Below are 24332 nucleotides of genomic sequence, written 5' to 3'. Positions count from 1 at the left end.
GGCGCGTCAGAGTCAAGTCGGTGCGCCGGGTTTTGCGGTGCGCGCCAGGCAATAGACATCGACCCGGCTGGCGCCCGCGTCGATCAACAGGCGCGCCAGGCTCTGGGCGGTAGCGCCGGTGGTCAGCACGTCATCGACCAAGGCCAGGTGCCGGCCTTTGATAGCTGCCTGCGGGGTCAGCGCGAAGGCGTTGCGCAGGTTCTGCTGGCGCGCCTTGGCACTGAGGTCCTGCTGCGCGGTGGTGTGGTGGATACGCTGGAGCAGGTGTTCCTCGCTGGGTATCTGCAAGCTGGCGCTGAGCCAGTTGGCCAGCATCGCTGCTTGATTAAAACCTCGGGTGCGCAACCTTTGGCGCGCCAGCGGTACCGGCACCAGTGCGGCGGGACGGGGTAACCCTTCATCGATGCGATGTTGCACGAATTGCGCAAGAAGTTCGCCTAACAGGCGGCCATAGGGCCAGTTGGCCGAGTGTTTGAAACGGGTGATCAAGCTGTCGACCGGGAAGCTGTAGGACCAGGGCGCGATCACCTGTGCGAAAGCTGGAGGGGTGCTCAGGCACTGGCCGCAGACCAGGCCGCTGAGGGCCAGGGGCAGTGCGCAGACGGTGCAATGCTCGACCAGCCAGGGCAGTTCGGTTTCACAGGGCTGGCAAATGGGTTGCGGGGTGTCGGCGGGCTCATTACAGAGCAAGCAATGTTGGGTGTTTTTTAACCAGATGTAAACCGGTCCTTCGTACTGTGGTTGACAGCGCATGGCTCTTCCTTAAATATGCAGAAACATCCGTGTTGTGCCTGTGGGAACTCGACTTTTTCCCGGGGTACGTGTCAAAGCATAAGAAAGGAAATGAGCCGATGAGCGCCAGCATCACCGCCAAATTGCGTCACGATTGGTCTTTGGCCGAAGTTAAAGCGCTGTTCGTTCAGCCTTTCAATGACCTGTTGTTCCAGGCGCAGACGGTGCACCGTGCGCATTTCGACGCCAACCGCGTCCAGGTCTCGACCCTGCTGTCGATCAAGACCGGTGCTTGCCCGGAAGATTGCAAATATTGCCCGCAGTCCGGTCACTACAACACCGGCCTGGAAAAAGAAAAGTTGATGCAAGTGCAGCAGGTCCTGGAAGAGGCCGCCCGCGCCAAGGCCATCGGCTCTACCCGGTTCTGCATGGGCGCGGCGTGGAAACACCCCTCGGCCAAAGACATGCCCTACGTGCTGGAGATGGTCAAGGGCGTCAAGGCCATGGGCCTGGAAACCTGCATGACCCTGGGCCGGCTCGACCAGGACCAAACCGCAGCCTTGGCGCAAGCGGGCCTGGACTACTACAACCACAACCTCGACACCTCGCCGGATTTCTACACCAGCATCATCACCACCCGCACCTACAGCGAGCGCCTGCAGACCCTGGCCTATGTGCGTGACTCGGGGATGAAGATCTGTTCGGGCGGAATCCTGGGCATGGGCGAGTCGCTGGACGACCGCGCCAATCTGCTGATCCAGTTGGCCAACCTGCCGGAGCACCCGGAGTCGGTGCCGATCAACATGCTGGTGAAAGTGGCTGGCACGCCTCTGGAGAACGCCGAAGACATCGACCCGTTCGATTTCATTCGCATGCTGGCCGTCGCCCGCATCCTGATGCCCCAATCCCATGTGCGCCTGTCGGCGGGTCGTGAGGCCATGAACGAGCAGATGCAGGCCCTGGCCTTTTTCGCCGGCGCCAACTCGATTTTCTACGGCGACAAATTGCTGACCACCGCCAACCCGCAAGCGGACAAGGACATGCAGTTGTTCGCGCGCCTGGGCATTCTCCCGGAGGCTCGCGAAGAGCACGCCGACGAGGTCCACCAGGCGGCTATCGAACAGGCGCTGGTGGAGCAAAAGAGCAGCGAGCAGTTCTATAACGCCGTTGTTTGATCGTTGGGAATGTACAACCCATGTAGGAGCGAGCTTGCTCGCGATGAACTCAAAAACAACGCGTTTTTATTCAGGTAACACGCGTCATCGTTAACGTCCATCGCGAGCAAGCTCGTTCCTACAGGGACCGTGTTCATTTGATTCATGTGATCTGACACTCGAGGCCTGCATGTCTTTCGATCTCGCTGCGCGCCTTGCTGCCCGTCGTGCCGAAAACCTTTATCGCCAGCGCCCGCTGCTCGAAAGCCCGCAGGGCCCGGAAGTGGTGGTCGATGGCCAGCCGTTGCTGGCGTTCTGCAACAACGATTACCTGGGCCTGGCCAATCACCCTCAAGTGATCGAAGCCTGGCGTGCTGGGGCGACCCGCTGGGGGGTCGGTGGCGGCGCTTCACATTTGGTGATCGGCCACAGCACGCCCCATCACGCCCTCGAAGAGGCGTTGGCCGATTTGACCGGGCGCCCGCGCGCCTTGCTGTTCACTACCGGCTACATGGCCAACCTCGGGGCGGTGACGGCGCTGGTCGGGCAGGGCGATACGGTGCTGGAAGACCGGCTCAACCATGCGTCGCTGCTGGATGCCGGGCTGTTGTCGGGCGCGCGTTTCAATCGCTACCTGCACAACGACGCTGTGAGCCTGGCCAAGCGCCTGGAGAAAGCCACCGGCAATACCCTGGTAGTCACCGATGGCGTGTTCAGCATGGACGGCGACATCGCCGACCTGCCGGCCCTGGCCCGGGAAGCCAAAGCCAAGGGCGCTTGGCTGATGGTCGACGACGCCCACGGCTTTGGCCCGCTGGGTGCCAATGGCGGCGGGGTGGTCGAGCATTTCGGCCTGAGCCAGGAGGATGTGCCGGTGCTGGTCGGCACCCTCGGCAAGGCCTTCGGTACGGCGGGGGCCTTTGTCGCGGGCAGCGACGAACTGATCGAAAGCCTGATCCAGTTCGCTCGGCCCTACATCTACACCACCAGCCAGCCACCGGCGCTGGCCTGCGCCACCCTCAAGAGCCTTGAGTTGTTGCGCAGCGAGCATTGGCGGCGCGAGCATTTGCAGGTGCTGATCCGCCAGTTCCGCCAGGGTGCCGAACAAATGGGCCTGGAACTGATGGACAGCTTCACGCCGATCCAACCGATCATGATCGGCGATGCCGGGCGAGCGCTGCGGTTCTCGCAGCTGCTGCGTGAGCGCGGGTTGCTGGTCACGGCGATTCGCCCACCCACCGTGCCGGCCGGCAGCGCCCGTTTACGCGTCACCCTGACTGCTGCCCACAGCGAGGCACAGGTGCGGCTATTGTTAGAGGGGCTGGCCGATTGTGTGCAGCAACTGGGAGCGGCGGCGAACCATGCGTGATCGTCTGATTCTGTTGCCGGGCTGGGGCCTGGGTATTTCTCCACTGGAGCCGCTGGCGGCCGCGTTGCAAGGGCTCGACGAACACCTGCGGGTGGAGATCGAACCCTTGCCGGAGCTGGACTCCAGCGACCTGGATGAATGGCTCGACGAACTCGACGCCAGTGTGCCGCAAGACGCCTGGCTGGGCGGCTGGTCACTGGGCGGGATGCTCGCTACGGAACTGGCGGCACGCCGCGGCGAGCGCTGCTGTGGCTTGCTGACACTGGCGAGCAACCCCTCGTTTGTCGCCCATGCCGAGTGGTCCAGTGCCATGCCGGCGCAGACGTTCGACGGGTTCCTGGCCAGTTGCAGCGCCGACCCGCGCACCACTCTCAAACGCTTCAGCCTGCTCTGCGCCCAGGGTGCCGATGACCCGCGCGGCCTGTCGCGGCTGTTGTTGGGCGGCGCTCCTCATACGGCGCCAGCGGTGTTGATGAGTGGTCTGGAGCTGCTCGCCCAACTGGACACCCGCAAGGCCTTGCAGGCTTTTCGCGGACCGCAGTTACACCTGTTCGCGGGCCTCGATGGGTTGGTGCCGGCCGAGGTTGCGGGCGAGCTGCTGAGCTTACTGCCCGATGTGGAAATTGGTCTGATTGAACAGGCCAGCCATGCGTTTCTTCTGGAAGACCCCCACGGAGTGGCGGGGGCGATCCAGGCCTTTTTGCACGAGTGCGGTGATGACTGATTTGTCTCTTCCCAACCTGCCCGGCGGTTTGCCCGACAAGCGTCAGGTGGCAGCGTCCTTTTCCCGTGCGGCGGCCAGTTACGACAGCGTGGCCGAGTTGCAGCGCGACGTGGGTAGCGAGTTGTTACGTCGGTTACCGGAAGATTTTGCCCCGGCTCGTTGGCTGGACATGGGGTGCGGTACCGGGTACTTCAGCCGAGCATTGGGGGAGACGTTTCCCGCGAGCGCCGGAGTGGCGTTGGACATCGCCGAAGGCATGCTCAAGCACGCCCGGCCCTTGGGTGGGGCGCACCATTTTATCGCCGGGGACGCCGAGCGCCTGCCCCTGCAGGACGCCAGTTGCGACCTGGTGTTTTCCAGCCTGGCGGTGCAGTGGTGCGCCGATTTTGCCGCGGTGCTCAGTGAAGCCTATCGGGTGCTCAAGCCGGGAGGGGTGCTGGCCTTTGCCAGCCTGTGCGTCGGCACTTTGTACGAGTTGCGCGACAGTTGGCGGCAGGTCGACGGCCAGGTGCACGTCAATCGGTTCCGTGAGTTCAGTCGCTACCAGCAGTTGTGTGCGGCCAGTGGCTTGAACGTACTGGACCTGCAGCAGTGTGCCCATGTGTTGCATTATCCGGACGTGCGCAGCTTGACCCATGAACTTAAAGCGTTGGGCGCGCATAATCTGAACCCGGGTCGGCCAGGCGGGCTGACAGGTCGGGCGCGTATCAGTGGCTTGATCGCGGCCTATGAGCAGTTTCGTCAGGCGCAAGGGCTACCCGCCACGTATCAGGTGGTCTATGCCGTATTGGAGAAACCTCGATGAGCGCAGCGTATTTCATCACGGGCACCGATACCGATGTCGGCAAGACCACGGTGGCCGCCGGCCTGTTGCACGCCGCACGGTTGGCCGGGTTGAGCACGGCGGCCGGCAAGCCTGTGGCTTCCGGTTGCGACGTGACACCCAAGGGCCTGCGTAATGCCGACGCATTGGCGTTGCTGGCGCAGTGTTCGTTGCCGCTGACCTACGCCGAGGTCAATCCGCTGGCGTTCGAGCCGGCCATCGCCCCCCATCTGGCGGCGCGCGAGGCCGGTGTTGCCCTGACGGTCCAGTCGTTGCTGGCGCCGATGCGCCATATCCTCGACAAGCAGGCGGACTTCACCTTGATCGAAGGCGCTGGGGGCTGGCGCGTGCCGCTGGCCGACCAGGACAATCTGTCGGACCTGGCCATGGCCCTGGACCTGCCGGTAATCCTAGTGGTCGGGGTGCGCCTGGGGTGTATCAACCACGCCTTGCTGACCGCCGAAGCGATTGCCCGCGACGGTCTGCAACTGGCCGGGTGGGTGGCCAACATCATTGAACCCAAGACCTCGCGCCTGGAAGAAAACCTCGCGACCCTGGCCGAACGACTGCCCGCGCCTTGCCTGGGCCGGGTGCCGAAACTCAAGGTGGTCACGGCCGAAGCGGTGGCCGAACACCTGCAGCTGGATCTGCTCGACTAACACCCACTCAATCCCGGACCTGCACCCTCCTGGATACGGTGTTTGGACCGGGCTATTGCTGCTCCTTCAACTAATCTTTGAGACACACGGTGATGCTTGCTGCATCGGCCGTGCGCCTTGACGTGGGTGTTTTCCAGAAGGGCGATGACGAACGGCAAAGGATCGACGCTTGACAAGATTTCAGCGTAAACGTATGTTTCAAACAACTGTTTGACCGTCACAACAAATCATCACGGTCGTTCATTCCCGGTTACATCAGCAGAGGTTTATCGCTATGCCTGACTACAAGGCCCCCTTGCGTGATATTCGCTTCGTTCGTGACGAACTGCTCGGCTACGAAGCGCACTATCAGAGCCTTCCGGCTTGCCAGGACGCTACCCCGGACATGGTTAACGCCATTCTCGAGGAAGGCGCCAAGTTTTGTGAGCAGGTGCTGGCTCCGCTGAACCGCGTGGGTGACACCGAGGGCTGTACCTGGAGCGAGTCCGGCGTCAAGACGCCGACTGGCTTCAAGGAAGCCTACAAACAATTCGTTGAAGGCGGCTGGCCAAGCCTGGCGCACGACATTGAGCACGGCGGCCAAGGCCTTCCGGAGTCCCTGGGTCTGGCAGTCAGCGAAATGGTGGGCGAGTCCAACTGGTCGTGGGGCATGTACCCAGGCCTGTCGCACGGCGCGATGAACACCATCTCCGAGCACGGAACGCCAGAGCAGCAAGAGGCTTACCTGACCAAGCTGGTTTCCGGCGAATGGACCGGCACCATGTGCCTGACCGAACCGCATTGCGGCACCGACCTGGGCATGCTGCGCACCAAGGCCGAGCCTCAGGCCGATGGTTCCTACAAGGTTTCCGGGACCAAGATCTTCATCTCGGCCGGTGAACACGACATGGCCGATAACATCGTCCACATCGTGCTGGCCCGCCTGCCGGATGCACCGGCTGGCACCAAAGGCATTTCCCTGTTCATCGTTCCCAAGTTCATGCCCAACGTCGATGGCAGCATCGGTGCGCGCAACGCCGTGACCTGTGGTTCCCTGGAACACAAGATGGGTATCCACGGCAACGCTACCTGCGTGATGAACTTCGACGAGGCCACCGGTTTCCTGATCGGCCCGGCGAACAAAGGCCTGAACTGCATGTTCACCTTCATGAACACCGCACGTCTGGGGACTGCCCTGCAAGGCCTGGCCCACGCCGAAATCGGTTTCCAGGGCGGCCTGAAATACGCTCGTGATCGCCTGCAAATGCGCTCCCTGACCGGGCCGAAAGCACCGGAGAAAGCCGCTGACCCGATCATCGTGCACCCGGATGTACGTCGCATGCTGTTGACCATGAAGGCATTCGCCGAAGGCAACCGTGCGATGGTCTACTTCACCGCCAAGCAGGTCGACATCGTCAAGTACGGCGTGGATGAAGAAGAGAAGAAGAAAGCCGACGCACTGCTGGCCTTCATGACTCCAATCGCCAAAGCCTTCATGACCGAAGTCGGTTTTGAATCGGCCAACCACGGCGTGCAGATCTATGGCGGCCACGGCTTCATCGCCGAGTGGGGCATGGAGCAGAACGTTCGCGACAGCCGTATTTCCATGCTGTACGAAGGCACCACCGGCATCCAGGCTCTCGACCTGCTGGGTCGTAAAGTGCTGATGACCCAAGGCGAGGCCCTGAAAGGCTTCACCAAGATCGTGCACAAGTTCTGCCAGACCAACGAAGGCAACGAAGCGGTCCAGGAATTCGTGGCACCGCTGGCAGCACTGAACAAAGAGTGGGGCGAATTGACCATGAAGGTCGGCATGGCCGCGATGAAAGACCGCGAAGAAGTGGGCGCGGCTTCCGTGGATTACCTGATGTACTCCGGTTACGCCTGCCTGGCCTACTTCTGGGCTGACATGGCGCGCCTGGCAGCGGAAAAACTGGCTGCCGGCACTACCGAAGAGGCGTTCTACACCGCCAAGCTGCAGACTGCGCGTTTCTACTTCCAGCGCATCCTGCCGCGTACCCGGACCCACGTTGCAACCATGCTGTCGGGTGCCAACAACCTGATGGACATGAAAGAAGAAGACTTCGCACTGGGCTACTAAGCCTCGGGTAGGTCCTTCAACAAACCGCTGCACCTTCGGGTGCAGCGGTTTTTTTATACCCGAAATAAAGCGATACAAACCCCCGGCCGAAACACTCAACAGCGCGCTGCGGCGGCCGTTAAACAACGGCAGGCAGCACATTTCATGCTCTGCCGTGCCAGCGTGAAGGCATAATGCCATCAATTAATTTGCCGGGCCGGAGCTTTACCCTTGTTGCGTTCCTCTGCTGTACGTTTGAGTCACTTCCTGCCTTCGTTGCTGCTATTGCTCGCAGGCCTCGCATTGGCCTACGTCAGGGAACTCAACGTGTTTTTCACCTCGTTATTCAATGTGCTGCCAACCCTGGTGCTGCTGCTCGGCGGTGCGTACTGCGCGGTTTACCGACGCCAGCGCGAACTGTTCCTGATGGTCACGGTGTACATCGCCTACTTTCTGCTCGACACCCAAACCGATCACTACCGTGACGTTGGCGGCGTGCGCGAAGACGCCGCGGTGATCTTCCATCTCTGCTGCCTGCTGCTACCCCTGTTGTATGGGACATTCGCGGCGTGGCAGGAGCGGACCCATCTGTTTCAGGACCTGGTTGCGCGGTTCGCCGTGCTGCTGGCCGTGGGCAGTGTGGCCCTGGCCCTGGAGCAAAGTTATCCCCAGGCCGTGCAGGCCTGGCTGGCGGAAATCCGTTGGCCGGCGCTGCAGGGTGCCTGGATGAGCCTGATCCAGCTGGCGTACCCGCTGTTCCTCGCGGCCTTTGGGTTACTGGCCTACCAGTACTGGCGCCACCCCCGGCCTTTGCACGCGGCCCAACTGTTGGGCCTGCTCGGCCTGTTCTGGATGTTGCCCAAGACCTTCATCCTGCCGTTTACCCTGAACATCATGTGCAGCCAGGTGATGTTGATGATCGCCGCCGCGGTGGCACACGAGGCGTACCAGATGGCGTTTCGCGATGAGTTGACCGGCTTGCCCGGGCGGCGGGCGCTGAACGAACGCTTGCAACGGCTGGGACGCAATTACGTGCTGGCCATGAGTGACGTCGATCACTTCAAGAAATTCAACGATACCCACGGTCATGATGTCGGCGACCAAGTGCTGCGCCTGGTGGCCAGCAAGCTGTCGAAGATCGGTGGCGGTGGCCGCGCCTACCGCTATGGCGGCGAAGAGTTTGCCTTGGTGTTCGCGGCCAGGAGCCTTGAAGAATGTTTGCCGCACCTGGAGGACATTCGCGAGGCGATTGCCAGCTACAACATTCAATTACGCAATCAGGACAGCCGGCCCCTGGACGATCAGCAAGGTCGACAGCGCCGCTCCGGGGCCAGTGCTTGCAGCGTGGCGGTCACGGTGAGCATTGGGGTCGCCGAGCGCCTGGAGCAGCGCACGCCGGAAGAGGTGTTGAAAAGCGCCGACCAGGCACTCTACAGCGCCAAGGGAGCGGGGCGAAATTGTGTGATGGCGTTTGGGCAGAGCCGCCGTGGCGCGGTGCGGATGGAGGGTGCAACGGATTGAGTGATGATGGCGCATTCAGCGCCTGCACTGTGATTGTCCGGGGTGGCGCGCGGCAGTAGGTTGCGAGGATCTGCTGACGGAGCAATGACCATGCCTGAGTACAAAGCCCCCCTGCGCGACATGCGTTTTCTGATCGACCACGTGTTTGACTTCCCTGCCAACTACGCCGCGCTCGGGGCCACCGATGCCAGCCCGGACATGGTCAAAGCGATCCTCGAAGAGGGCGCCCGCTTCTGCGAAAACGTCCTGGCCCCATTGAACCGCTCCGGTGACGAAGAAGGCTGCCATTTCGACAATGGCGTGGTCACCACCCCCAAGGGTTTCAAGCAGGCGTTCGCTCAGTACGTCGAGGGTGGCTGGCATGGGCTGGCGGCGGACCCGGCCTATGGCGGGCAAGGGTTGCCGAGTTCCTTGGGGCTGGTGATCAGTGAGATGGTTGGCTCCAGCAATACCTCCTGGGGCATGTACCCGGGCCTGACCCACGGTGCGATGTCGGCGATTCACGCCCACGGTACCGAGCAGCAAAAAAAGACCTACCTGAGCAAACTCACGGCCGGCCAGTGGACCGGCACCATGTGCCTGACCGAGGCCCATTGCGGCACTGACCTGGGGATCATCAAGACCCGTGCGGTGCCCCAAGCCGACGGCAGTTACATGGTCACCGGCAGCAAGATCTTCATCTCCGCCGGCGAGCACGACCTGAGTGACAACATCATTCATCTGGTACTGGCCAAGCTTCCGGACGCGCCGGCCGGGACCAAGGGTATCTCGCTGTTCATCGTCCCCAAGTTCCTGCCCGACAGCCAAGGCGAGGCGGGCGAGCGCAATGGGGTTTCCTGTGGTTCGATCGAGCACAAGATGGGCATCAAGGCCTCGGCCACGTGCGTGCTGAACTTCGACGGCGCCACGGGCTACCTGATCGGCGAGGCGAACAAAGGCTTGAACTGCATGTTCACCATGATGAACCACGCACGGCTCGGCACTGGGATGCAGGGCCTGTGCCTGGGCGAGGCGAGTTTCCAGGGGGCGATCAAATACGCCAACGATCGCCTGCAGATGCGCGCGCTGACTGGGCCCAAAGCCCCGGAAAAAGCCGCGGATCCGATCATCGTCCACCCCGATGTGCGGCGGATGCTGCTGACCATGAAAGCCTTCAACGAAGGCAACCGGGCGCTGACTTACTTCACCGCCCAATTGCTCGATGCCGCGCACCTGTCCAATGACCCCGACCAACGCCAGGACGCCGAGAACCTGTTGGCGTTCCTCACGCCGATCTGCAAGGCGTTCATGACCGAAACCGGTTTGGAGGTGACCAACCACGGTATGCAGGTGTTGGGTGGCCACGGCTATATCCGCGAGTGGGGCATGGAGCAGTTGGTACGTGACTGTCGCATTGCGCCGATCTACGAGGGCACCAACGGCATCCAGGCGCTGGACCTGCTGGGGCGCAAGGTCCTGGGCAGCCAGGGCAAGCTGCTGCGCGGCTTTACCAAAATCGTCCACCAGTTCTGTGGGGCCAACGCACAGCATCCACAGCTTGGAGGGTATGTGGCGCAGCTCGACGAGCTCAATCAGCAATGGGGCGAACTGACCACCCAGGTTGGCAGGGCCGCGCTGAAAAACCCTGACGAAGTGGGGGCCGCGGCGCTGGATTACCTGATGTACAGCGGTTACATCATCCACGCCTACCTGTGGCTACGCATGGCGCTGGTGGCCCAGGCGCAGCTGGAGGCGGGCAATGGTGATGCCGACTACTGTGCGGGCAAATTGGCCACCTGCGCGTTCTACTTCAAGCGTCTGTTGCCGCGCACGGCGGCCCATCGGGCGGCGGTGCAGGCAGGCAGCGATTGCCTGATGAAGCTACCAGCAGGGCTGTTTGCGCTTTGACGGTGGTGGTTTAAGCCCATCGCGGACAAGCCCTGCATCGGTGGGGAGGTGGGGCGATAATTGTCAGTGATGGTTTTTAGTGACTAAAAATTACAAATAAGTCACGAGTCGACCCTATGTGTCGCAAAAGTTGTTCGGGTACACTCCCGACACGTGCTGTATCCCGATCCCCACGAATCACCTTTTCACGTATTACGAGGTTTGCCATGGCTGACTACAAAGCGCCCTTGCGCGATATGCGCTTCGTCCTCAATGAAGTTTTCGAGGTGGCCAAGCTCTGGGCTGAACTTCCCGCGTTGGCCGGCACCGTGGATGCCGAGACCGTCGAGGCGATCCTTGAGGAAGCCGGCAAAGTCACCAGCAAAAGCATCGCACCGCTGAGCCGGGCCGCCGACGAAGAAGGTTGCCACTGGAGTGACGGCGCCGTGACCACCCCGGCAGGTTTCCCACAGGCCTATCAGACTTACGCTGAAGGGGGCTGGGTCGGGGTCGGTGGTGATCCGGCGTTCGGCGGCATGGGCATGCCCAAGACCGTTTCGGCCCAGGTCGAGGAAATGGTCAACTCCGCCAGCCTGTCGTTCGGCCTGTACCCGATGCTTACCGCCGGTGCCTGCCTGTCGATCAATGCCCATGCCAGCGAAGAACTCAAGGCCACGTACCTGCCGAACATGTACGCCGGGGTCTGGGCCGGTTCCATGTGCCTGACCGAACCCCATGCCGGGACTGACCTGGGGATCATCCGCACCAAGGCCGAACCTCAGGCCGATGGTTCCTACAGGGTGAGCGGGACCAAGATCTTCATCACCGGCGGCGAACACGACCTGACCGAGAACATCATCCACCTGGTGTTGGCCAAGCTGCCGGACGCCCCGGCAGGTCCCAAAGGCATTTCGCTGTTCCTGGTGCCGAAGTTCATGGTCAACGCCGACGGCAGCCTGGGCGCGCGCAACCCGGCCAACTGTGGTTCGATCGAACACAAGATGGGCATCCAGGCTTCCTCCACCTGCGTGATGAACTTCGACGAAGCCGTGGGTTACCTGGTCGGTGAGCCGAACAAGGGGCTGGCGGCGATGTTCACCATGATGAACTACGAGCGTCTGGGCGTCGGTATCCAGGGCCTCGCCACCGGTGAGCGCTCCTACCAGAACGCGGTCGAATACGCCCGTGACCGCCTGCAAAGCCGTGCGCCAAGCGGCGCGCAGAACAAGGACAAGGTTGCCGACCCGATCATCGTTCACCCGGACGTGCGGCGCATGCTGCTGACCATGAAGGCGTCGAACGAGGGCGGTCGCGCCTTCTCCACTTATGTGGCCATGCAACTGGACACCGCCAAGTTCAGCGAAGACCCCACCACCCGCAAACGCGCCGAAGACCTGGTGGCGTTGCTGACTCCGGTTGCCAAGGCGTTCCTCACCGACCTGGGCCTGGAAACCACGATTCACGGCCAACAGGTGTTCGGCGGGCATGGCTACATTCGCGAATGGGGCCAGGAGCAACTGGTGCGTGACGTGCGCATCACCCAGATCTACGAAGGCACCAACGGTATTCAGGCGCTGGACCTGGTCGGGCGCAAAATCGTTGGCAGCGGTGGGGCGCTCTATAACCTGTTCGCTGATGAGATTCGTCATTTCACCGCGACCGCCGGCGCTGAGCTGGGTGAATTCACCCGGCCGCTGAACCGTGCGGTGGAGACGCTGGACGAGTTGACCGCCTGGCTGCTGGACCGAGTGCAAGGTAATCCGAACGAAATCGGCGCGGCTTCGGTCGAATATCTGCAGGTGTTTGGCTATGTGTCCTACGCCTACATGTGGGCCCTGATGGCCAAGGCGGCCATCGGCAAGGAAACACAGGATGAGTTCTACGCCAGCAAGCTGGGTACTGCGCGCTTCTACTTCGCCCGTTTGCTGCCGCGGATCCACTCGCTCAGTGCTTCGGTCAAAGCCGGCAGCGAGTCGCTGTTCCTGCTGGATGCCGCGCAGTTCTGAGGAATGTAACCTCATGTAAGCATTTGCTTACATGACGTGCTGCTGTTCTCCCCTGTTCGCAGATTGGATCCACAGCTAATCTACTCACATGGACGTCGCGCAGGAAGCGCAAAGTAACAACACGGACACGTAGGATTCTGCCAGGACGGCGGAGTGAAATGGATGTCAGGGAAACAGTCTGCAAAGCCCCGCTTCGGCGGGGTTTTCTTTTGCCTGCGATTTATGTTTTGCCCTTCAACCCTGGACATCCAGGACCGTCGGGCTCCCCAGGCGCCCGTCCGGGCCATTGATCACATCCTCCAGCAGGTTGCGCAACAACGCCAGGGTGGCCTGTTGACGCTGTACATCCCGACAGACCAATCCTACCTTCAGCGGCACCCGCGGTTCACTCAACGGTTTCCACAGCAGCGCCTTGCTGCCATGTTCGCGCTGTGAGCGCCCGGGCAGGACAGTCGCCAGCCGGGTGTGGGGCAAACTGTCGAGGATCCCCGCCATGTTGTTCAGTTCGGCCTGCACTTGTGGGCGGCGGCCGAGGCTGGCCAGTTGTCCCTGCCAGATCTGGCGGATCTGAAACTCCTCGCCCAGCAGCAGCATCGGCAGTTCGGCGGCCTGGCTCATGGAGACTTTCTTGAACTCACGCAGCGGGTGGTCGACGGGGATCACCAGGGTCAGTTCGTCTTCATACAGCAGCACGCCATGCAGCCCCGGCTGGCGCGGCGGCAAGTAGCTGATGCCAATGTCCAGCGAACCGTTGAGCAGGCGGCGCTCGATTTCCAGGCCCGTGAGCTCGTAGATCTGCACCACCAGGTGGGGCTGGGCCGTGCGTACCCGCTCGAGCATTTTGGGCACCAGGCTGGTGTGCACCGTTTGCAGGACCCCGATGGCCAGGGTGCGCGAGGCCTGGCCCTTGAAGTTGCCCAAGGCTTCGCGCGCCCGTTGCATGCCGTCGAGCAAGGGCAGGGCGTGGTTGTACAGGGTATGTGCGGCGAGCGTGGGCAGCAGCCGTTTGCTGCTGCGCTCGAACAGGCTCACATCGAGGTTCTGTTCCAGTTGCCGGATCTGTTGCGAGAGCGCCGGCTGGGAGATCGACAGGCGTTCGGCGGCCCGGCCGACATGGCCTTCTTCGTACACCGCGACGAAATAACGCAGTTGCTTAAAATCCATAAGTATTTCTTATCGAAAAAGCTGGGAAATCGAAATGGCTCAGCGCCCAACAGAAGCCTAGTCTAACCGCATTCATAAGGCTTATAGGGCCAGAGAGCGAGATGAATACCGTTTACGTTGATGGTGTTTACATAGGCAAGGCAAAAAACCTGGGGCAGGGTTTGATCAGCGATACCGACAAAGAGCGGATTGCCAATCGACTCTGGTTGTGGCCGCAGGGCCTGGGCAGTGACGAGCACGGTGATCCGCGCTTTCACACCGGCCCCGAGCGGGCTCTGCATCATTACCCGGCCGAGCACTACGCGTATTGGCGAAAACGTTATCCCCAGATCGACTGGCGGGCGCCGGCCTTCGGCGAGAACCTCTCGACCCACGGTCTTAGTGAAGAGCAGGTGTGTCTGGGCGATCTGTTTCGCTGGGGTGGCGCGCTGTTGCAGGTCAGCCAGCCGCGTTCGCCGTGCTACCGCCTGAGCCATCGCTGGGGTGTGCCGATCCTGCCCCAGCTCGCCCAGGACACCGGGCGCTGTGGCTGGTTCTACCGCGTGCTCAAGCCGGGCTTTGTCAGCGCCGAGCAACCGTTCGAGCTGATCCAGCGCAGCTACCCCGGCCTGACCGTGGCCTCGGCGTTGCGCAGTTTTTACCGCGAACCGCTGGAACATGCCGGTTTGAAAAAGCTGATTGATTGCCCGGCGCTGTCCTCGCGCTGGCGCGATATTGCCATCAAGCGCCTGCGCAGTGGGCGGGTCGAGGATTGGACGGCGCGTCTGCTGGGCTTGCCGCTGGAGGGCTTGCGCGAATGAACCTGTTCAACTTGCGTCGCCCGCAGCCGAGCCTGGATGACCTGGCGGCCGAGCGTTTGTTACCTGCAAGCAGCGACAACCTGTCCAGTGAGTGCCTGATGCCAAGTGTTGAGCGAGCCCCGCAGATTTTCGTCCGTGGCCAGGGTTCCTGGCTGTGGGACAGCGCCGACCGCGCCTACCTGGACTTTACCCAGGGCGCCGGTGCCAACAGCCTCGGGCATAGCCCCACGGCATTGGTCAAGGCGATGACGGCCCAGGCGCAGGCGCTGATCAACCCAGGCTCGGGGTTGCTCAATCGCGGCCAACTGAACCTGGCCGAGCGGCTGTGCAGCAGCACCGGCAGCGACCAGGTGTACCTGCTCAACACCGGCAGTGAGGCGTGCGAAGCCGCGATCAAGCTGGCGCGCAAATGGGGCCAGCGGCATCGCGGCGGTGCTTCACGAATCATTACCGCCAGCGGTAGCTGCCATGGTCATGGCTTTGCCGCCCTGTCGGCTTCGGACTGTCAGGACAATCGCTTCGAGCCCCGACTCCCTGGCTTCGACCGTGTGCCCTTCAACGACCTGCCGGCCCTGCACGCGGCGGTGGACGCGCAAACCGTGGCCATCATGCTGGAGCCGATCCAGGCTGCGGCGGGCGTACTGCCTGCGACCGAGCATTACCTCAAGGGCGTCGAGCGCTTGTGCCGTGAGCTGGGGATTCTGCTGATCCTCGACGAGGTGCAAACCGGCATGGGCCGTTGCGGTCGGCTGCTGGCCGAACAGCTGTATGGCGTGCGCGCCGACATTGTCGTCATGGGCAAGGGCCTCGGTGGCGGAGTACCGGTGGCAGCCTTGCTGGCGCGAGGCAGCGCCTGCTGTTTTGAGCCGGGTGAGCTGGACGGCACTCATCACGGCAATGCCTTGATGGCATCGGCCGGCCTGGCAGTGCTCGATAGCGTGCTCGATCACGGCTTTCTCGAACAGGTACGCGACAGCGCTCAACACCTGCACGAAGGCCTGGCACGCCTGGCCAATCGCTACGGGCACGGCGAGTTGCGCGGTCACGGCTTGCTCTGGGGGCTCAGGCTCGGTGATGACTCGGCCGACGCCGTGGTCAAGGCCGCGATGTACGAAGGCCTGCTGATCAGCGCCCCACAAGCCGATTGCCTGCGATTCACCCCGGCGCTGACCGTCAGCCAGGCCAACATCGATGAAATGCTCCTGCGCCTGGCACGCGCCTTTGCCCGGGTGCGCACCGCTCAATTGCAATGCCGCAAAGGCATCGCGGTCTGACGTGATCGCGGCCCCCTGAATTCCCGAACCGTCTCGCGGTATATCGCATCGCCCCATGCCTGATTCTTTTGGCATGGGGCGTTTTTTTGCCTAAACACTATTCGGGGCGGGACTTGAGAGCCTCTTCGCTGACGAGAGGTTCAATAGTGGCACCTGGCCGGGAGGTTACGGAACCCTTCCCCACGCAGCGGGTCGATTAGGTGTGTGGCTGATGACAGCCCACCTTACTCAGGAGCTGCCCTATGGATTTCATTCGCATCATCATCGCCATTCTGTTGCCGCCACTGGGCGTATTCCTGCAAGTGGGGTTCGGCGGCGCGTTCTGGCTGAATATCCTGCTGACCTTGTGTGGCTACATTCCGGGCATCGTTCACGCGGTGTACATCATCGCCAAGCGGTAAACCTGTGGATCGCAGCGTTGAACTCCGCTGCGATCAGCCCTTTGCGGGCTTCATCACCTCGCGATAAAACAACCATTCCTGCTCCAGCGCATGGGCCTGATTGCTGGCCTTGCGAAAGCCGTGGCGTTCGTCCGGGTAGTAATGGGCCTGCGCCGCGATGCCGTTGTCTTGCAGGGCCTTGAGCATGTCGCGGGTCTGTTGCGGGACAACCACGGCGTCGAGTTCGCCTTGAAAAAAGATCACCGGCACCTGGATGTTCTGTGCGTGTTGAAGTGGGGTGCGGGCGGCGTAGCGCTCGGCGTCGGCGATAGGGTCGCCGATCAACCAATCCAGATAATCGCCCTCGAACTTGTGGGTCGCACGGCCCAGGGCGACAGGGTCGCTGACCCCGTACAGACTGGCGCCCGCGCGGAACACCTGATGAAACGCCAGGGCACACAGGGTGGTGTAGCCGCCGGCACTGCCGCCGCGAATGAACGCGTGCTCGCCATCGATCAAGCCTTGTGCGGCGAGGTAGGTCACCACCGCGCAGGCATCTTCGACATCCACCTCGCCCCAGCGCAAATGCAGCGCCTGCCGATACGCTCGGCCGTAGCCACTGCTGCCACGGTAGTTGAGGTCGGCCACGGCAAAACCACGCTGGGCCCAATACTGGATGCGCGGATCGAGCATTGGATAGCAGGCCGAGGTCGGCCCGCCATGGATAAACACCACCAGCGGCGGTTTTTCCACGTTGCCCATGGCCGGGTAGAAGAACCCATGGGCCTCGCCCTGGCCGCTGGGGTAACGCAAGGTCTGTGGTTGGCTGATCTGCTCGGCGGGTAACAGCGCGACGCCGCCGGCCAGGACCTGCACCTGGTGGCTGTGGCGGTCGATGGCGAGCACGGCAGAGGGGCTGACCGGTGAGGCGGCAATGCAGTAGATGAACTGCTGATCCAGCGCCAGGTTGCGAAAGCGGCTGTAGTCGCCGGTGTAGTCCTCGACCTGCTCGCCTGAGCACAGACCCAGGCGGCCAAACCCGGCCACGGTCCAACTGGCCAGGTAGCGTTGGCCGTCCAGTGGCAGCCAGGTGCAACCCCCCAGTTGCCAAGGCGCCGGACCGTGGTCGGCCGCGGCACTGGGCAGCGGCTGCCAGCCAGATTCGCTGTCGACCCACGGCTGCCAGAATCCATTCCGGTCACTGAGGCAATACAAGCGCCCGCTTTCATCGAAGCGCGGTTGTTGCAGCGACTCTTCGACGTCTGCGCCGGCCACGCAACGGGGCGAGGCCAGGCTGCCATCGGGATTCAATTCGGCGAGCATCAGGCGCGTGGCGGTCCAGGGCTGATGGGGGCGGCTCCACTCGATCCACGCCAGTTGCCGGGCGTCGGGGCTCAAGGTCGGCGCGGCGTAAAAGTCCGCGCCTTCTACCCATAGCTGGCGTTGACCGTCGGCAGTGATGGCCACCAGGCGGTGTTGATTGGCGTGTTCTTCGACGGCCAACACCTGGCCGTTGGCCCACTGCAGGTCACCGTATCGGCATTCGCCCCAGGTCACTGCCTGGGGCGCTGCGCCCGTCAGGGTTTGGCGGTAAAGCTGCTGATCGGCCTCGTTGACGAAGAACAGCGCCTCATCGCCCAGGCAAAACGCTCCCCCGCCGTATTCGTAGACCCGGCTGCGCACGCTGAAGCCGGGCGGGGTCAGGCAGTGGGCGCGCTGCTCGCGCCAATGCCAGATCCGGCAGGCGCCATCCTGGGGGCGATATTCATTCCAGAACAGGCCTTGGGCGCCGACTTGCAAGTCGGCGAAGTCGACCCCCGCGGACACGGCGTGGAGGGCGCTCAAGGCGTCAGCCTTTAACGATGAGGCGTGAGTTTCGTTCATTGCGAAAGGCCAACTGTTCGATGGTCTGGGTGGCGTGCTCGGCTTCTTCGCGCGCCTTGAGGATCATGCCGTGATGCTCGGATTTACTGCACACCGGATCCGCATTGCTGGCGTCGCCGGTGAGCATGAAGGCCTGGCAGCGGCAGCCGCCGAAGTCCTTTTCTTTCTCGTCGCACGAGCGGCACGGTTCGGGCATCCAGTCGTAGCCGCGAAAGCGGTTGAAGCCGAACGAGTCGTACCAGATGTGTTGCATGCTGTGCTCGCGCACGTTGGGAAACTGTACCGGCATCTGTCGGGCACCGTGACAGGGCAGCGCGGTGCCGTCTGGTGTGACGGTCAGGAAAATACTGCCCCAGCCATTCATGCAGGCTTTCGGGCGTTCTTCGTAGTAGTCCGGGGTGACGAAGATCAGCTTGCACGGATGCCCTTGCGCCTCCAGTTTGGCGCGATATTCGTTGGTGATGCGTTCGGCGCGCACCAGTTGCTCCTGGGTCGGCAGCAGGCCGACTCGATTGAGCTGGGCCCAGCCGTAGAACTGGCAGGTGGCGAGCTCGACGAAGTCGGCTTCCAGGGCGATGCACAGCTCGATGATGCGGTCGATCTTGTCGATGTTGTGCCGATGGGTGACGAAGTTCAGCACCATCGGGTAGCCATGGGCTTTCACCGCCCGGGCCATCTCCAGTTTTTGCGCGAAGGCTTTTTTCGAGCCGGCCAGCAGGTTGTTCACCTGCTCGTCGCTGGCCTGGAAGCTGATCTGGATATGGTCCAGGCCGGCCTTTTTGAAGTCGCTGATTTTCTGTTCGGTGAGGCCGATGCCCGAGGTGATCAGGTTGGTGTAGAAGCCCAGCTTGCGCGCCTCGCCGATCAACTCGGCGAGGTCCTGGCGCACCAGCGGTTCGCCGCCCGAGAAGCCCAGTTGCGCGGCGCCCATTTCCCGGGCCTCGCGGAACACTTTCAGCCACTGTTCGGTGCTCAGTTCCTGGCCTTGGGTGGCAAAGTCCAGCGGGTTCGAACAGTAGGGGCACTGCAGCGGGCAGCGATAGGTCAGCTCGGCGAGCAGCCACAGCGGCAGGCCGATTTCAGGCTTGGCCGGCAGGGCCGCAGGATCAGCCGAGTTCGATCCAGTGCTGTGCACGGGCGACCTCCATGAATTGCTCGATGTCCTCGCCAAGCTCGGGCACGCCGGGGAAGCGGCTGTCCAGTTCGGCAATGATCGCGGCGACGTCACGCTGGCCGTCGATCAGGCCGCCAATCAGCGCGGCGCTTTCGTTGAGCTTGATCATGCCTTCGGGGTACAGCAGCACATGGCCTTTTTGCGCCGGCTCGTACTGGAAGCGGTAACCGGGGCGCCAGGTGGGGGTCTTGCTGCGGTCGAAACTCATAAGGCGATTCCTCGGTGCCAGACCCGTTGCCCGGTCACGCTGTGGTAAGGCGGGCGGTTCAGTTCATAGGCCATGCTCATGGCATCGAGCATGCTCCAAAGTATGTCCAGTTTGAACTGGAGAATTTCCAGCATGCGCTGCTGGCCTGCATAGGTGGTGTAGTGCTGCAGGGTGATCGCCAGTCCGTGCTCGACATCACGCCGGGCCTGACCCAGGCGCGTGCGAAAGTATTGGTAGCCGGCCGGGTCGATCCAGGGGTAGTGCTGTGGCCAGCTGTCCAGGCGCGACTGGTGAATCTGCGGGGCGAAGAGTTCGGTCAGGGAACTGCTGGCGGCCTCCTGCCAACTGGCGCGGCGGGCGAAGTTGACGTAGGCGTCGACGGCAAACCGCACGCCGGGCAGCACCAGCTCCTGGGAGCGCAGTTGCTCGGGGTCCAGGCCCACGGCCTGGCCGAGGCGCAACCAGGCTTCGATGCCGCCGTCTTCACCGGGGGCGCCGTCGTGGTCGAGCAGGCGCTGAATCCATTCGCGGCGGATCTCGCGGTCCGGGCAATTGGCCAGGATCGCCGCGTCCTTCAGTGGGATGTTCACCTGATAGTAGAAGCGGTTGGCGACCCAGCCCTGGATCTGTTCGCGGCTGGCCCGGCCTTCGTACATCGCCACGTGGTAGGGGTGATGGATGTGATAGAAGGCGCCCTTGGCCCGCAGCGCGGCTTCGAACTCGGCGGGGGACAGCGGTGTGTCGGTCATTGCGGTTCTCCGGGGGGATCCGTGAGACGGTTGGTGTCTGGTCGGGCGATAGGTTTCCTACAGTTCGATGCTCATGCCATCGTAGGCCACTTCAACATTGCGCCGCACCAGTTCGGCACGCTCGACCGAGTCTTCATCGAGGATCGGATTGGTGTTGTTGATGTGGATCAGCACCTTGCGTTGCTTGGGCAGTTGCTCCAGCACTTCGAGCATGCCGCCGGGGCCGTTCTGGGCCAGGTGGCCCATTTCCCGGCCGGTGCGGGTGCCGACGCCACGGCGCTGCATTTCGTCGTCGTCCCACAGGGTGCCGTCCACCAGCAGGCAGTCGCAGCCGGCCATGATCTCCAGCAGCGGCCCATCGACCTTGCCCAGCCCCGGGGCGTAGAACAGCTTGCCGCCGGTGCGCAGGTCTTCGACGATCAGGCCGATGTTGTCACCCGGGTGCGGGTCGAAGCGGTGGGGCGAGTAGGGCGGTGCGGCGCTGCGCAGCGGCAAGGGGCTGAAGCGCAGGTTAGGGCAGGCCGGGATGCAGAAGCTCTGGTCGAGCTCGATGCGGTTCCAGTGCAGGCCGCCATTCCAGTGGCTGAGCATGGTGAACAGCGGGAAGCCACTGCTCAGGTCTTCGTGGACCATGTCGGTGCACCAGACCTGGTGCGGGCAGCCTTCACGCAGGCTCAACAGGCCGGTGGTGTGGTCGATCTGGCTGTCCATCAGGATGATCGCCTGCACGCCCGTATCGCGCAGGGCGCGGCCAGGCTGCATGGGCGCAAAGCCCTGGAGTTGCGCGCGGATGTCCGGCGATGCGTTGCACAGCACCCAGTTCACGCCGTCATCGGAGATCGCAATCGACGATTGGGTGCGCGCGTGGGCCCGCAGACTGCCGTCACGCAACCCGGCGCAGTTCACGCAGTTGCAGTTCCACTGCGGAAAACCACCGCCGGCGGCGGAACCTAGAATCTGGACAAACATGGCTGCTCCATCACATCAACGCTAAAAAAGAAAACGCCCCGGGCTGGCCGAGGCGTTGTACCGCGTGTTTCACCCGCAGGTGGAATCAACGGCTGGCGAAGTACATGGTGACTTCAAAGCCGATACGCAGGTCGGTGTAGGCAGGTTTGGACCAGGTCATAAAGATGCTCCTTCAGGTGGATGGATGATTGAACCCTATACATATAGTCCACCTCCAGCCGGAGATGTTCAGATGCTTAGGTGGCTATCTTACTGAAACGTTTCTGCTAATTGGAGACTTCTCTCGAAGAAAACCCATTACAGCCCTGGTAATGATCCCCCGGTCGTTTGCCAGGCACCCGGTGGGCAGGCATCGCTGGATACACCTCGCCAACCACCCGCGGCCTGCTCCAGGCGTTGGGCCGCGTCCAGCAAGGCTGAACGCTGCAGCTGCAGTACAGCCTGTTGCAATTGCCCCAGGTAATCCGACGGGTGGTTGGCCAGCTTGCCCTGCCACAACCACTCGAAGGCCTGGGGCATGGGCAGGGTAGGCTGGTCGAGTTGTCCGGCCAGCGTCTGCAACTGCTCGGCCAGCGCGGCATCGTCCAGGCTGGCGAGGTGCGCGGGCAGTTGCTGGATAAAGGTCTCGATGTGGCCGAGCAGTTGCGCTGCCGGGGTGCCCGGCGACTGTACGCCGAACAACAGACCGGTTTGCCCGTTGATCTGCCGAACCCCGCTGAACACGGCATAGCCCAACTGCAGTTCGACCCGCAGGCGCTGGTAATAAGGCGTTTGGCTGAGCTGGGCCAGCAGGCGCCATGCCGCTTCGTCGGCCAGATCCCGCGAAGGTGTGGGGCAAAACAACAAGAGCGCGTGCTCGCCACTCGGGCAGGGCACCGTGCTCCAGAGCCGTTGGCCGGCGATGGCGATGGGCGACGTCGGCTCACTGTCGGCGATGCCTGGCGCTCGGCTCAGGGCGCGGGTCATTGCGGTGTGTACGCTGGCGGGCAGGCCGGCAGCCAGACCCTCCCAGCGCGCATTGGCCCAGATCGTGGGCAGGTCCGCAGGGCCGGCAGCGTCTGCGAGCGCACCCGGCATCTGGCCCAGGCACAGCTCAGGCAGGGCCTTGAGCAATTGCCGGATGGCGATCAACGCGGGCGGCGATTGGGTGGCGTGCCAGTGTGCGTCGGCGGGCTGGCTCAGGCACAACAGGGCCTGTTCGAGAATCGCCGGCATCGGCTCATGTCGACCCAGCAGCTTCAGCAGCCATTGGTTGCCGGTTTCGCTGAACGACAGTTCGACGCCCGCCTGGCCGGCGTCGTCGATCAGGCCTTGCAGGCTGCGGGCCAGCACCGGCTGCAGGTTGGCCGGCGGCGTCGAGGCCAGGCGCCAGCGCAAGCACACGGCCCCTTCACCGCTGGAGTCTGGCAGCGCCTGGCTGAACTGCAGGGCCGAACGCTCGCGACGACCACGAGTGCGGTCCTGGGCGAAGGTGCGCAAGCCCCGGTGCGCGCTGGTTTGTCCGCGAATCAGACCGGCGGCTGGCGGCTCTTCGGCGCTGCGCAGGAACGGATTGGGCGGCGGCAGTTGCCAGGTGCTGGCCGGGTTATCCACAGGTCGCGGATTGAGCTGCTGCAGAATCGTCGCGAGAGCGCTGAGCGCAGATTCCGGCAGCCGCGGTGGGTGGGGCTCGATGTCGAGGCGAGCGAGGTTCAAGGCGTTGCTCGACTGGCGCTTGAGCTGCTGCAGCAGGGCATATTCTTCGCCCAGGGCGGGCGCGGTGTACTGCTGGCTGAAGAAGCTCAGCCAGTCGTTGAGCAGGCTGTGGATGGATGCACGGTGGTCGGTACCGCTGGCGCCGAGCTGGAACTGCAGATGCAGCAGGGCTTGCCCGGCAAAGTGGTACAGCACGGTCGCCTTGAGGCTGTCGACCCACTGGCGCTGGCGCAACTCAGCCAGCAGGCCGCCGGGCTTGGCGGCGTTGAGCCAGGTGCAGAGAAAGTCCAGGGCCTGGGCAGATGACTCGGGCAGGCCTTCGCAGGCGAACAGCAGGTTGAGTTGGCGTTCGCTGGCCTGTTGATAACGGCTGCCCGCCTCGGACAGCAAGGGGCGCGGCGGGCTTTGTGGTTGCCGTGCGCCGACCCGCAACGGGCTGATCAGTTGCTGCGCCAGGCGTCGCAATTCATCCACAGGCTGCGGGCCCACCAGGCTCAAGGTCATCTGCCCGGTCTGATAAAACCGCTGATAGTAATCCTTGAGCGCCTGCTGGAACTCAGGGTGTTGCACCGCCAGGCTGTCACGATTGCCGGCATGGAAGCCGCGCAAGGGGTGATCGGCCGCCAGGCCGTCGAACAGCTCTTGGTGCTGCTGGGCCGCGACATCCTGGGACCAGGCGAGGTACTCCGCGTGCAGCACTTCGCGTTCGCGCAGTTGCTCGTCCGGATGCAGCCGCGGGTGGGCGAGCATGTCGCCCAGGCGCTCAAGCCCCGAGGCAAAAGCCTCGGGTGGCAGCTCGAAGAAAAAGTCTGTGCGGCGCTCGCCGGTTTGCGCGTTCAACTGGCCGCCCTGACGTTGCACATAGGCCATCAGCCCATCGCTGACAGGAAACCGCTCGGTGCCCAGAAACAGCAAGTGCTCAAGGAAATGCGCAAGCCCAGGCCAGGCCAAGGGCGCGTCGTGGCTGCCGGCGGCGACCCGCAACACGGCGGCACAGCGTTTTAAACCGGGGGCATGACGAAGCGAAAGCCGCAGGCCGTTGGCCAGGGTTTCGTGGTGGGCAAGGGGGTGGATCGGCGCAGGCATGAGCACTTCCGCTACTGGGTAAGTGCTCATGCTAGC

General features: G+C 62.9%; 21 protein-coding genes. 12 read left to right on the top strand and 9 right to left on the bottom strand.

Annotation, left to right across the window (positions count from 1 at the left end; genetic code table 11):
- Nucleotides 1–12: 12 nt before the first annotated feature.
- Complete coding sequence (locus tag AACY45_RS02465) at nt 13–753, bottom strand: ComF family protein (RefSeq protein WP_339543991.1); 741 nt, start codon at nt 751–753, stop codon at nt 13–15.
- A gap of 98 nt (nt 754–851) precedes the next feature.
- Here AACY45_RS02465 and bioB point away from each other — a divergent pair, with 98 nt between their 5' ends.
- The 9 genes from bioB (at nt 852) to AACY45_RS02420 (ending at nt 12913) form a co-directional block, all read left to right on the top strand.
- Complete coding sequence (gene bioB / locus AACY45_RS02460; RefSeq protein ID WP_339543990.1) at nt 852–1907, top strand: biotin synthase BioB; 1056 nt, start codon at nt 852–854, stop codon at nt 1905–1907.
- 169 nt (nt 1908–2076) lie between these two features.
- Nucleotides 2077–3255, top strand: coding sequence for an 8-amino-7-oxononanoate synthase (gene bioF / locus AACY45_RS02455; protein ID WP_339543989.1), 1179 nt, complete (start codon nt 2077–2079; stop codon nt 3253–3255).
- Complete coding sequence (locus AACY45_RS02450) at nt 3248–3979, top strand: alpha/beta fold hydrolase (protein WP_339543988.1); 732 nt, start codon at nt 3248–3250, stop codon at nt 3977–3979. Before bioF ends, AACY45_RS02450 begins: the two co-directional genes overlap by 8 nt.
- Nucleotides 3972–4784, top strand: a complete 813-nt coding sequence (gene bioC / locus AACY45_RS02445; protein WP_339543987.1) for a malonyl-ACP O-methyltransferase BioC — start codon at nt 3972–3974, stop codon at nt 4782–4784. The genes AACY45_RS02450 and bioC overlap by 8 nt, the downstream gene beginning before the upstream one ends.
- Entirely contained in the window at nt 4781–5461 is a 681-nt protein-coding gene (gene bioD / locus AACY45_RS02440; protein WP_339543985.1) for a dethiobiotin synthase, read from the top strand. The genes bioC and bioD overlap by 4 nt, the downstream gene beginning before the upstream one ends.
- A gap of 274 nt (nt 5462–5735) precedes the next feature.
- Nucleotides 5736–7541: a phenylacyl-CoA dehydrogenase gene (locus AACY45_RS02435; RefSeq protein ID WP_339543984.1), complete on the top strand. Its 1806-nt coding sequence runs from the start codon at nt 5736–5738 to the stop codon at nt 7539–7541.
- A 210-nt stretch (nt 7542–7751) separates the two neighbouring features.
- Entirely contained in the window at nt 7752–9041 is a 1290-nt protein-coding gene (locus AACY45_RS02430; RefSeq protein ID WP_339543982.1) for a GGDEF domain-containing protein, read from the top strand.
- 90 nt (nt 9042–9131) lie between these two features.
- A complete protein-coding gene (locus AACY45_RS02425; protein WP_339543981.1) occupies nt 9132–10928 on the top strand; it encodes an acyl-CoA dehydrogenase C-terminal domain-containing protein in 1797 nt (598 codons plus the stop codon).
- A gap of 206 nt (nt 10929–11134) precedes the next feature.
- The gene (locus tag AACY45_RS02420) at nt 11135–12913 is read left to right on the top strand and encodes an acyl-CoA dehydrogenase C-terminal domain-containing protein (RefSeq protein ID WP_339543980.1); all 1779 of its coding nucleotides are present in this window, start codon (nt 11135–11137) and stop codon (nt 12911–12913) included.
- Nucleotides 12914–13147: 234 nt separating this feature from the next.
- On the opposite strand, the gene AACY45_RS02415 is transcribed toward AACY45_RS02420, so the two are convergent.
- A complete protein-coding gene (locus AACY45_RS02415) occupies nt 13148–14077 on the bottom strand; it encodes a LysR family transcriptional regulator (RefSeq protein ID WP_339543979.1) in 930 nt (309 codons plus the stop codon).
- A gap of 101 nt (nt 14078–14178) precedes the next feature.
- Between AACY45_RS02415 and AACY45_RS02410 the strand changes: the two genes are divergently transcribed.
- From AACY45_RS02410 to AACY45_RS02400, 3 genes are all read left to right on the top strand, one after another.
- Complete coding sequence (locus AACY45_RS02410; RefSeq protein ID WP_339543977.1) at nt 14179–14877, top strand: MOSC domain-containing protein; 699 nt, start codon at nt 14179–14181, stop codon at nt 14875–14877.
- On the top strand, nt 14874–16151 hold the full coding sequence (locus AACY45_RS02405) for an aspartate aminotransferase family protein (protein WP_339543976.1): 1278 nt from the start codon (nt 14874–14876) through the stop codon (nt 16149–16151). The genes AACY45_RS02410 and AACY45_RS02405 overlap by 4 nt, the downstream gene beginning before the upstream one ends.
- A gap of 242 nt (nt 16152–16393) precedes the next feature.
- Nucleotides 16394–16552 (top strand): YqaE/Pmp3 family membrane protein, encoded by a 159-nt coding sequence (locus tag AACY45_RS02400; protein WP_003228885.1) that lies wholly within the window; start codon nt 16394–16396, stop codon nt 16550–16552.
- A gap of 33 nt (nt 16553–16585) precedes the next feature.
- Here AACY45_RS02400 and AACY45_RS02395 read toward each other — a convergent pair whose 3' ends face one another.
- The 7 genes from AACY45_RS02395 to pqqF form a co-directional block, all read right to left on the bottom strand.
- Nucleotides 16586–18415 carry a S9 family peptidase gene (locus tag AACY45_RS02395; RefSeq protein WP_339543975.1) on the bottom strand — a complete coding sequence of 610 codons (1830 nt, stop codon included), beginning with the start codon at nt 18413–18415 and terminating at the stop codon, nt 16586–16588.
- Entirely contained in the window at nt 18381–19550 is a 1170-nt protein-coding gene (pqqE, locus tag AACY45_RS02390; RefSeq protein ID WP_339543974.1) for a pyrroloquinoline quinone biosynthesis protein PqqE, read from the bottom strand. The genes AACY45_RS02395 and pqqE overlap by 35 nt, the downstream gene beginning before the upstream one ends.
- Nucleotides 19522–19797 carry a pyrroloquinoline quinone biosynthesis peptide chaperone PqqD gene (gene pqqD / locus AACY45_RS02385; RefSeq protein ID WP_339543973.1) on the bottom strand — a complete coding sequence of 92 codons (276 nt, stop codon included), beginning with the start codon at nt 19795–19797 and terminating at the stop codon, nt 19522–19524. The genes pqqE and pqqD overlap by 29 nt, the downstream gene beginning before the upstream one ends.
- Entirely contained in the window at nt 19794–20546 is a 753-nt protein-coding gene (gene pqqC, locus AACY45_RS02380; RefSeq protein WP_339543972.1) for a pyrroloquinoline-quinone synthase PqqC, read from the bottom strand. Before pqqC ends, pqqD begins: the two co-directional genes overlap by 4 nt.
- Nucleotides 20547–20603: 57 nt before the next feature.
- Nucleotides 20604–21515, bottom strand: coding sequence for a pyrroloquinoline quinone biosynthesis protein PqqB (gene pqqB, locus AACY45_RS02375; protein WP_339543971.1), 912 nt, complete (start codon nt 21513–21515; stop codon nt 20604–20606).
- Nucleotides 21516–21600: 85 nt separating this feature from the next.
- Nucleotides 21601–21675: a pyrroloquinoline quinone precursor peptide PqqA gene (gene pqqA, locus AACY45_RS02370; protein WP_003194766.1), complete on the bottom strand. Its 75-nt coding sequence runs from the start codon at nt 21673–21675 to the stop codon at nt 21601–21603.
- Between the two features lie 137 nt (nt 21676–21812).
- A complete protein-coding gene (gene pqqF / locus AACY45_RS02365; RefSeq protein WP_339544182.1) occupies nt 21813–24296 on the bottom strand; it encodes a pyrroloquinoline quinone biosynthesis protein PqqF in 2484 nt (827 codons plus the stop codon).
- Nucleotides 24297–24332 lie beyond the last annotated feature (36 nt).

Source organism: Pseudomonas sp. RA_35y_Pfl2_P32, from assembly GCF_963970735.1.
Classification (GTDB): domain Bacteria; phylum Pseudomonadota; class Gammaproteobacteria; order Pseudomonadales; family Pseudomonadaceae; genus Aquipseudomonas.
Note: the sequence above shows the minus strand (reverse complement) of the source record. Positions and strands in the feature narration are given on the sequence as shown.

Bases quoted from the DNA above. Each gene is read 5' to 3' on its own strand.
- AACY45_RS02465 (WP_339543991.1), bottom strand. From the start codon at position 753: ATGCGCTGTCAACCACAGTACGAAGGACCGGTTTACATCTGGTTAAAA.
- bioB (WP_339543990.1), top strand. From the start codon at position 852: ATGAGCGCCAGCATCACCGCCAAATTGCGTCACGATTGGTCTTTGGCC.
- bioF (WP_339543989.1), top strand. From the start codon at position 2,077: ATGTCTTTCGATCTCGCTGCGCGCCTTGCTGCCCGTCGTGCCGAAAAC.
- AACY45_RS02450 (WP_339543988.1), top strand. From the start codon at position 3,248: ATGCGTGATCGTCTGATTCTGTTGCCGGGCTGGGGCCTGGGTATTTCT.
- bioC (WP_339543987.1), top strand. From the start codon at position 3,972: ATGACTGATTTGTCTCTTCCCAACCTGCCCGGCGGTTTGCCCGACAAG.
- bioD (WP_339543985.1), top strand. From the start codon at position 4,781: ATGAGCGCAGCGTATTTCATCACGGGCACCGATACCGATGTCGGCAAG.
- AACY45_RS02435 (WP_339543984.1), top strand. From the start codon at position 5,736: ATGCCTGACTACAAGGCCCCCTTGCGTGATATTCGCTTCGTTCGTGAC.
- AACY45_RS02425 (WP_339543981.1), top strand. From the start codon at position 9,132: ATGCCTGAGTACAAAGCCCCCCTGCGCGACATGCGTTTTCTGATCGAC.
- AACY45_RS02420 (WP_339543980.1), top strand. From the start codon at position 11,135: ATGGCTGACTACAAAGCGCCCTTGCGCGATATGCGCTTCGTCCTCAAT.
- AACY45_RS02415 (WP_339543979.1), bottom strand. From the start codon at position 14,077: ATGGATTTTAAGCAACTGCGTTATTTCGTCGCGGTGTACGAAGAAGGC.
- AACY45_RS02410 (WP_339543977.1), top strand. From the start codon at position 14,179: ATGAATACCGTTTACGTTGATGGTGTTTACATAGGCAAGGCAAAAAAC.
- AACY45_RS02405 (WP_339543976.1), top strand. From the start codon at position 14,874: ATGAACCTGTTCAACTTGCGTCGCCCGCAGCCGAGCCTGGATGACCTG.
- AACY45_RS02400 (WP_003228885.1), top strand. From the start codon at position 16,394: ATGGATTTCATTCGCATCATCATCGCCATTCTGTTGCCGCCACTGGGC.
- AACY45_RS02395 (WP_339543975.1), bottom strand. From the start codon at position 18,415: ATGAACGAAACTCACGCCTCATCGTTAAAGGCTGACGCCTTGAGCGCC.
- pqqD (WP_339543973.1), bottom strand. From the start codon at position 19,797: ATGAGTTTCGACCGCAGCAAGACCCCCACCTGGCGCCCCGGTTACCGC.
- pqqC (WP_339543972.1), bottom strand. From the start codon at position 20,546: ATGACCGACACACCGCTGTCCCCCGCCGAGTTCGAAGCCGCGCTGCGG.
- pqqB (WP_339543971.1), bottom strand. From the start codon at position 21,515: ATGTTTGTCCAGATTCTAGGTTCCGCCGCCGGCGGTGGTTTTCCGCAG.
- pqqF (WP_339544182.1), bottom strand. From the start codon at position 24,296: ATGCCTGCGCCGATCCACCCCCTTGCCCACCACGAAACCCTGGCCAAC.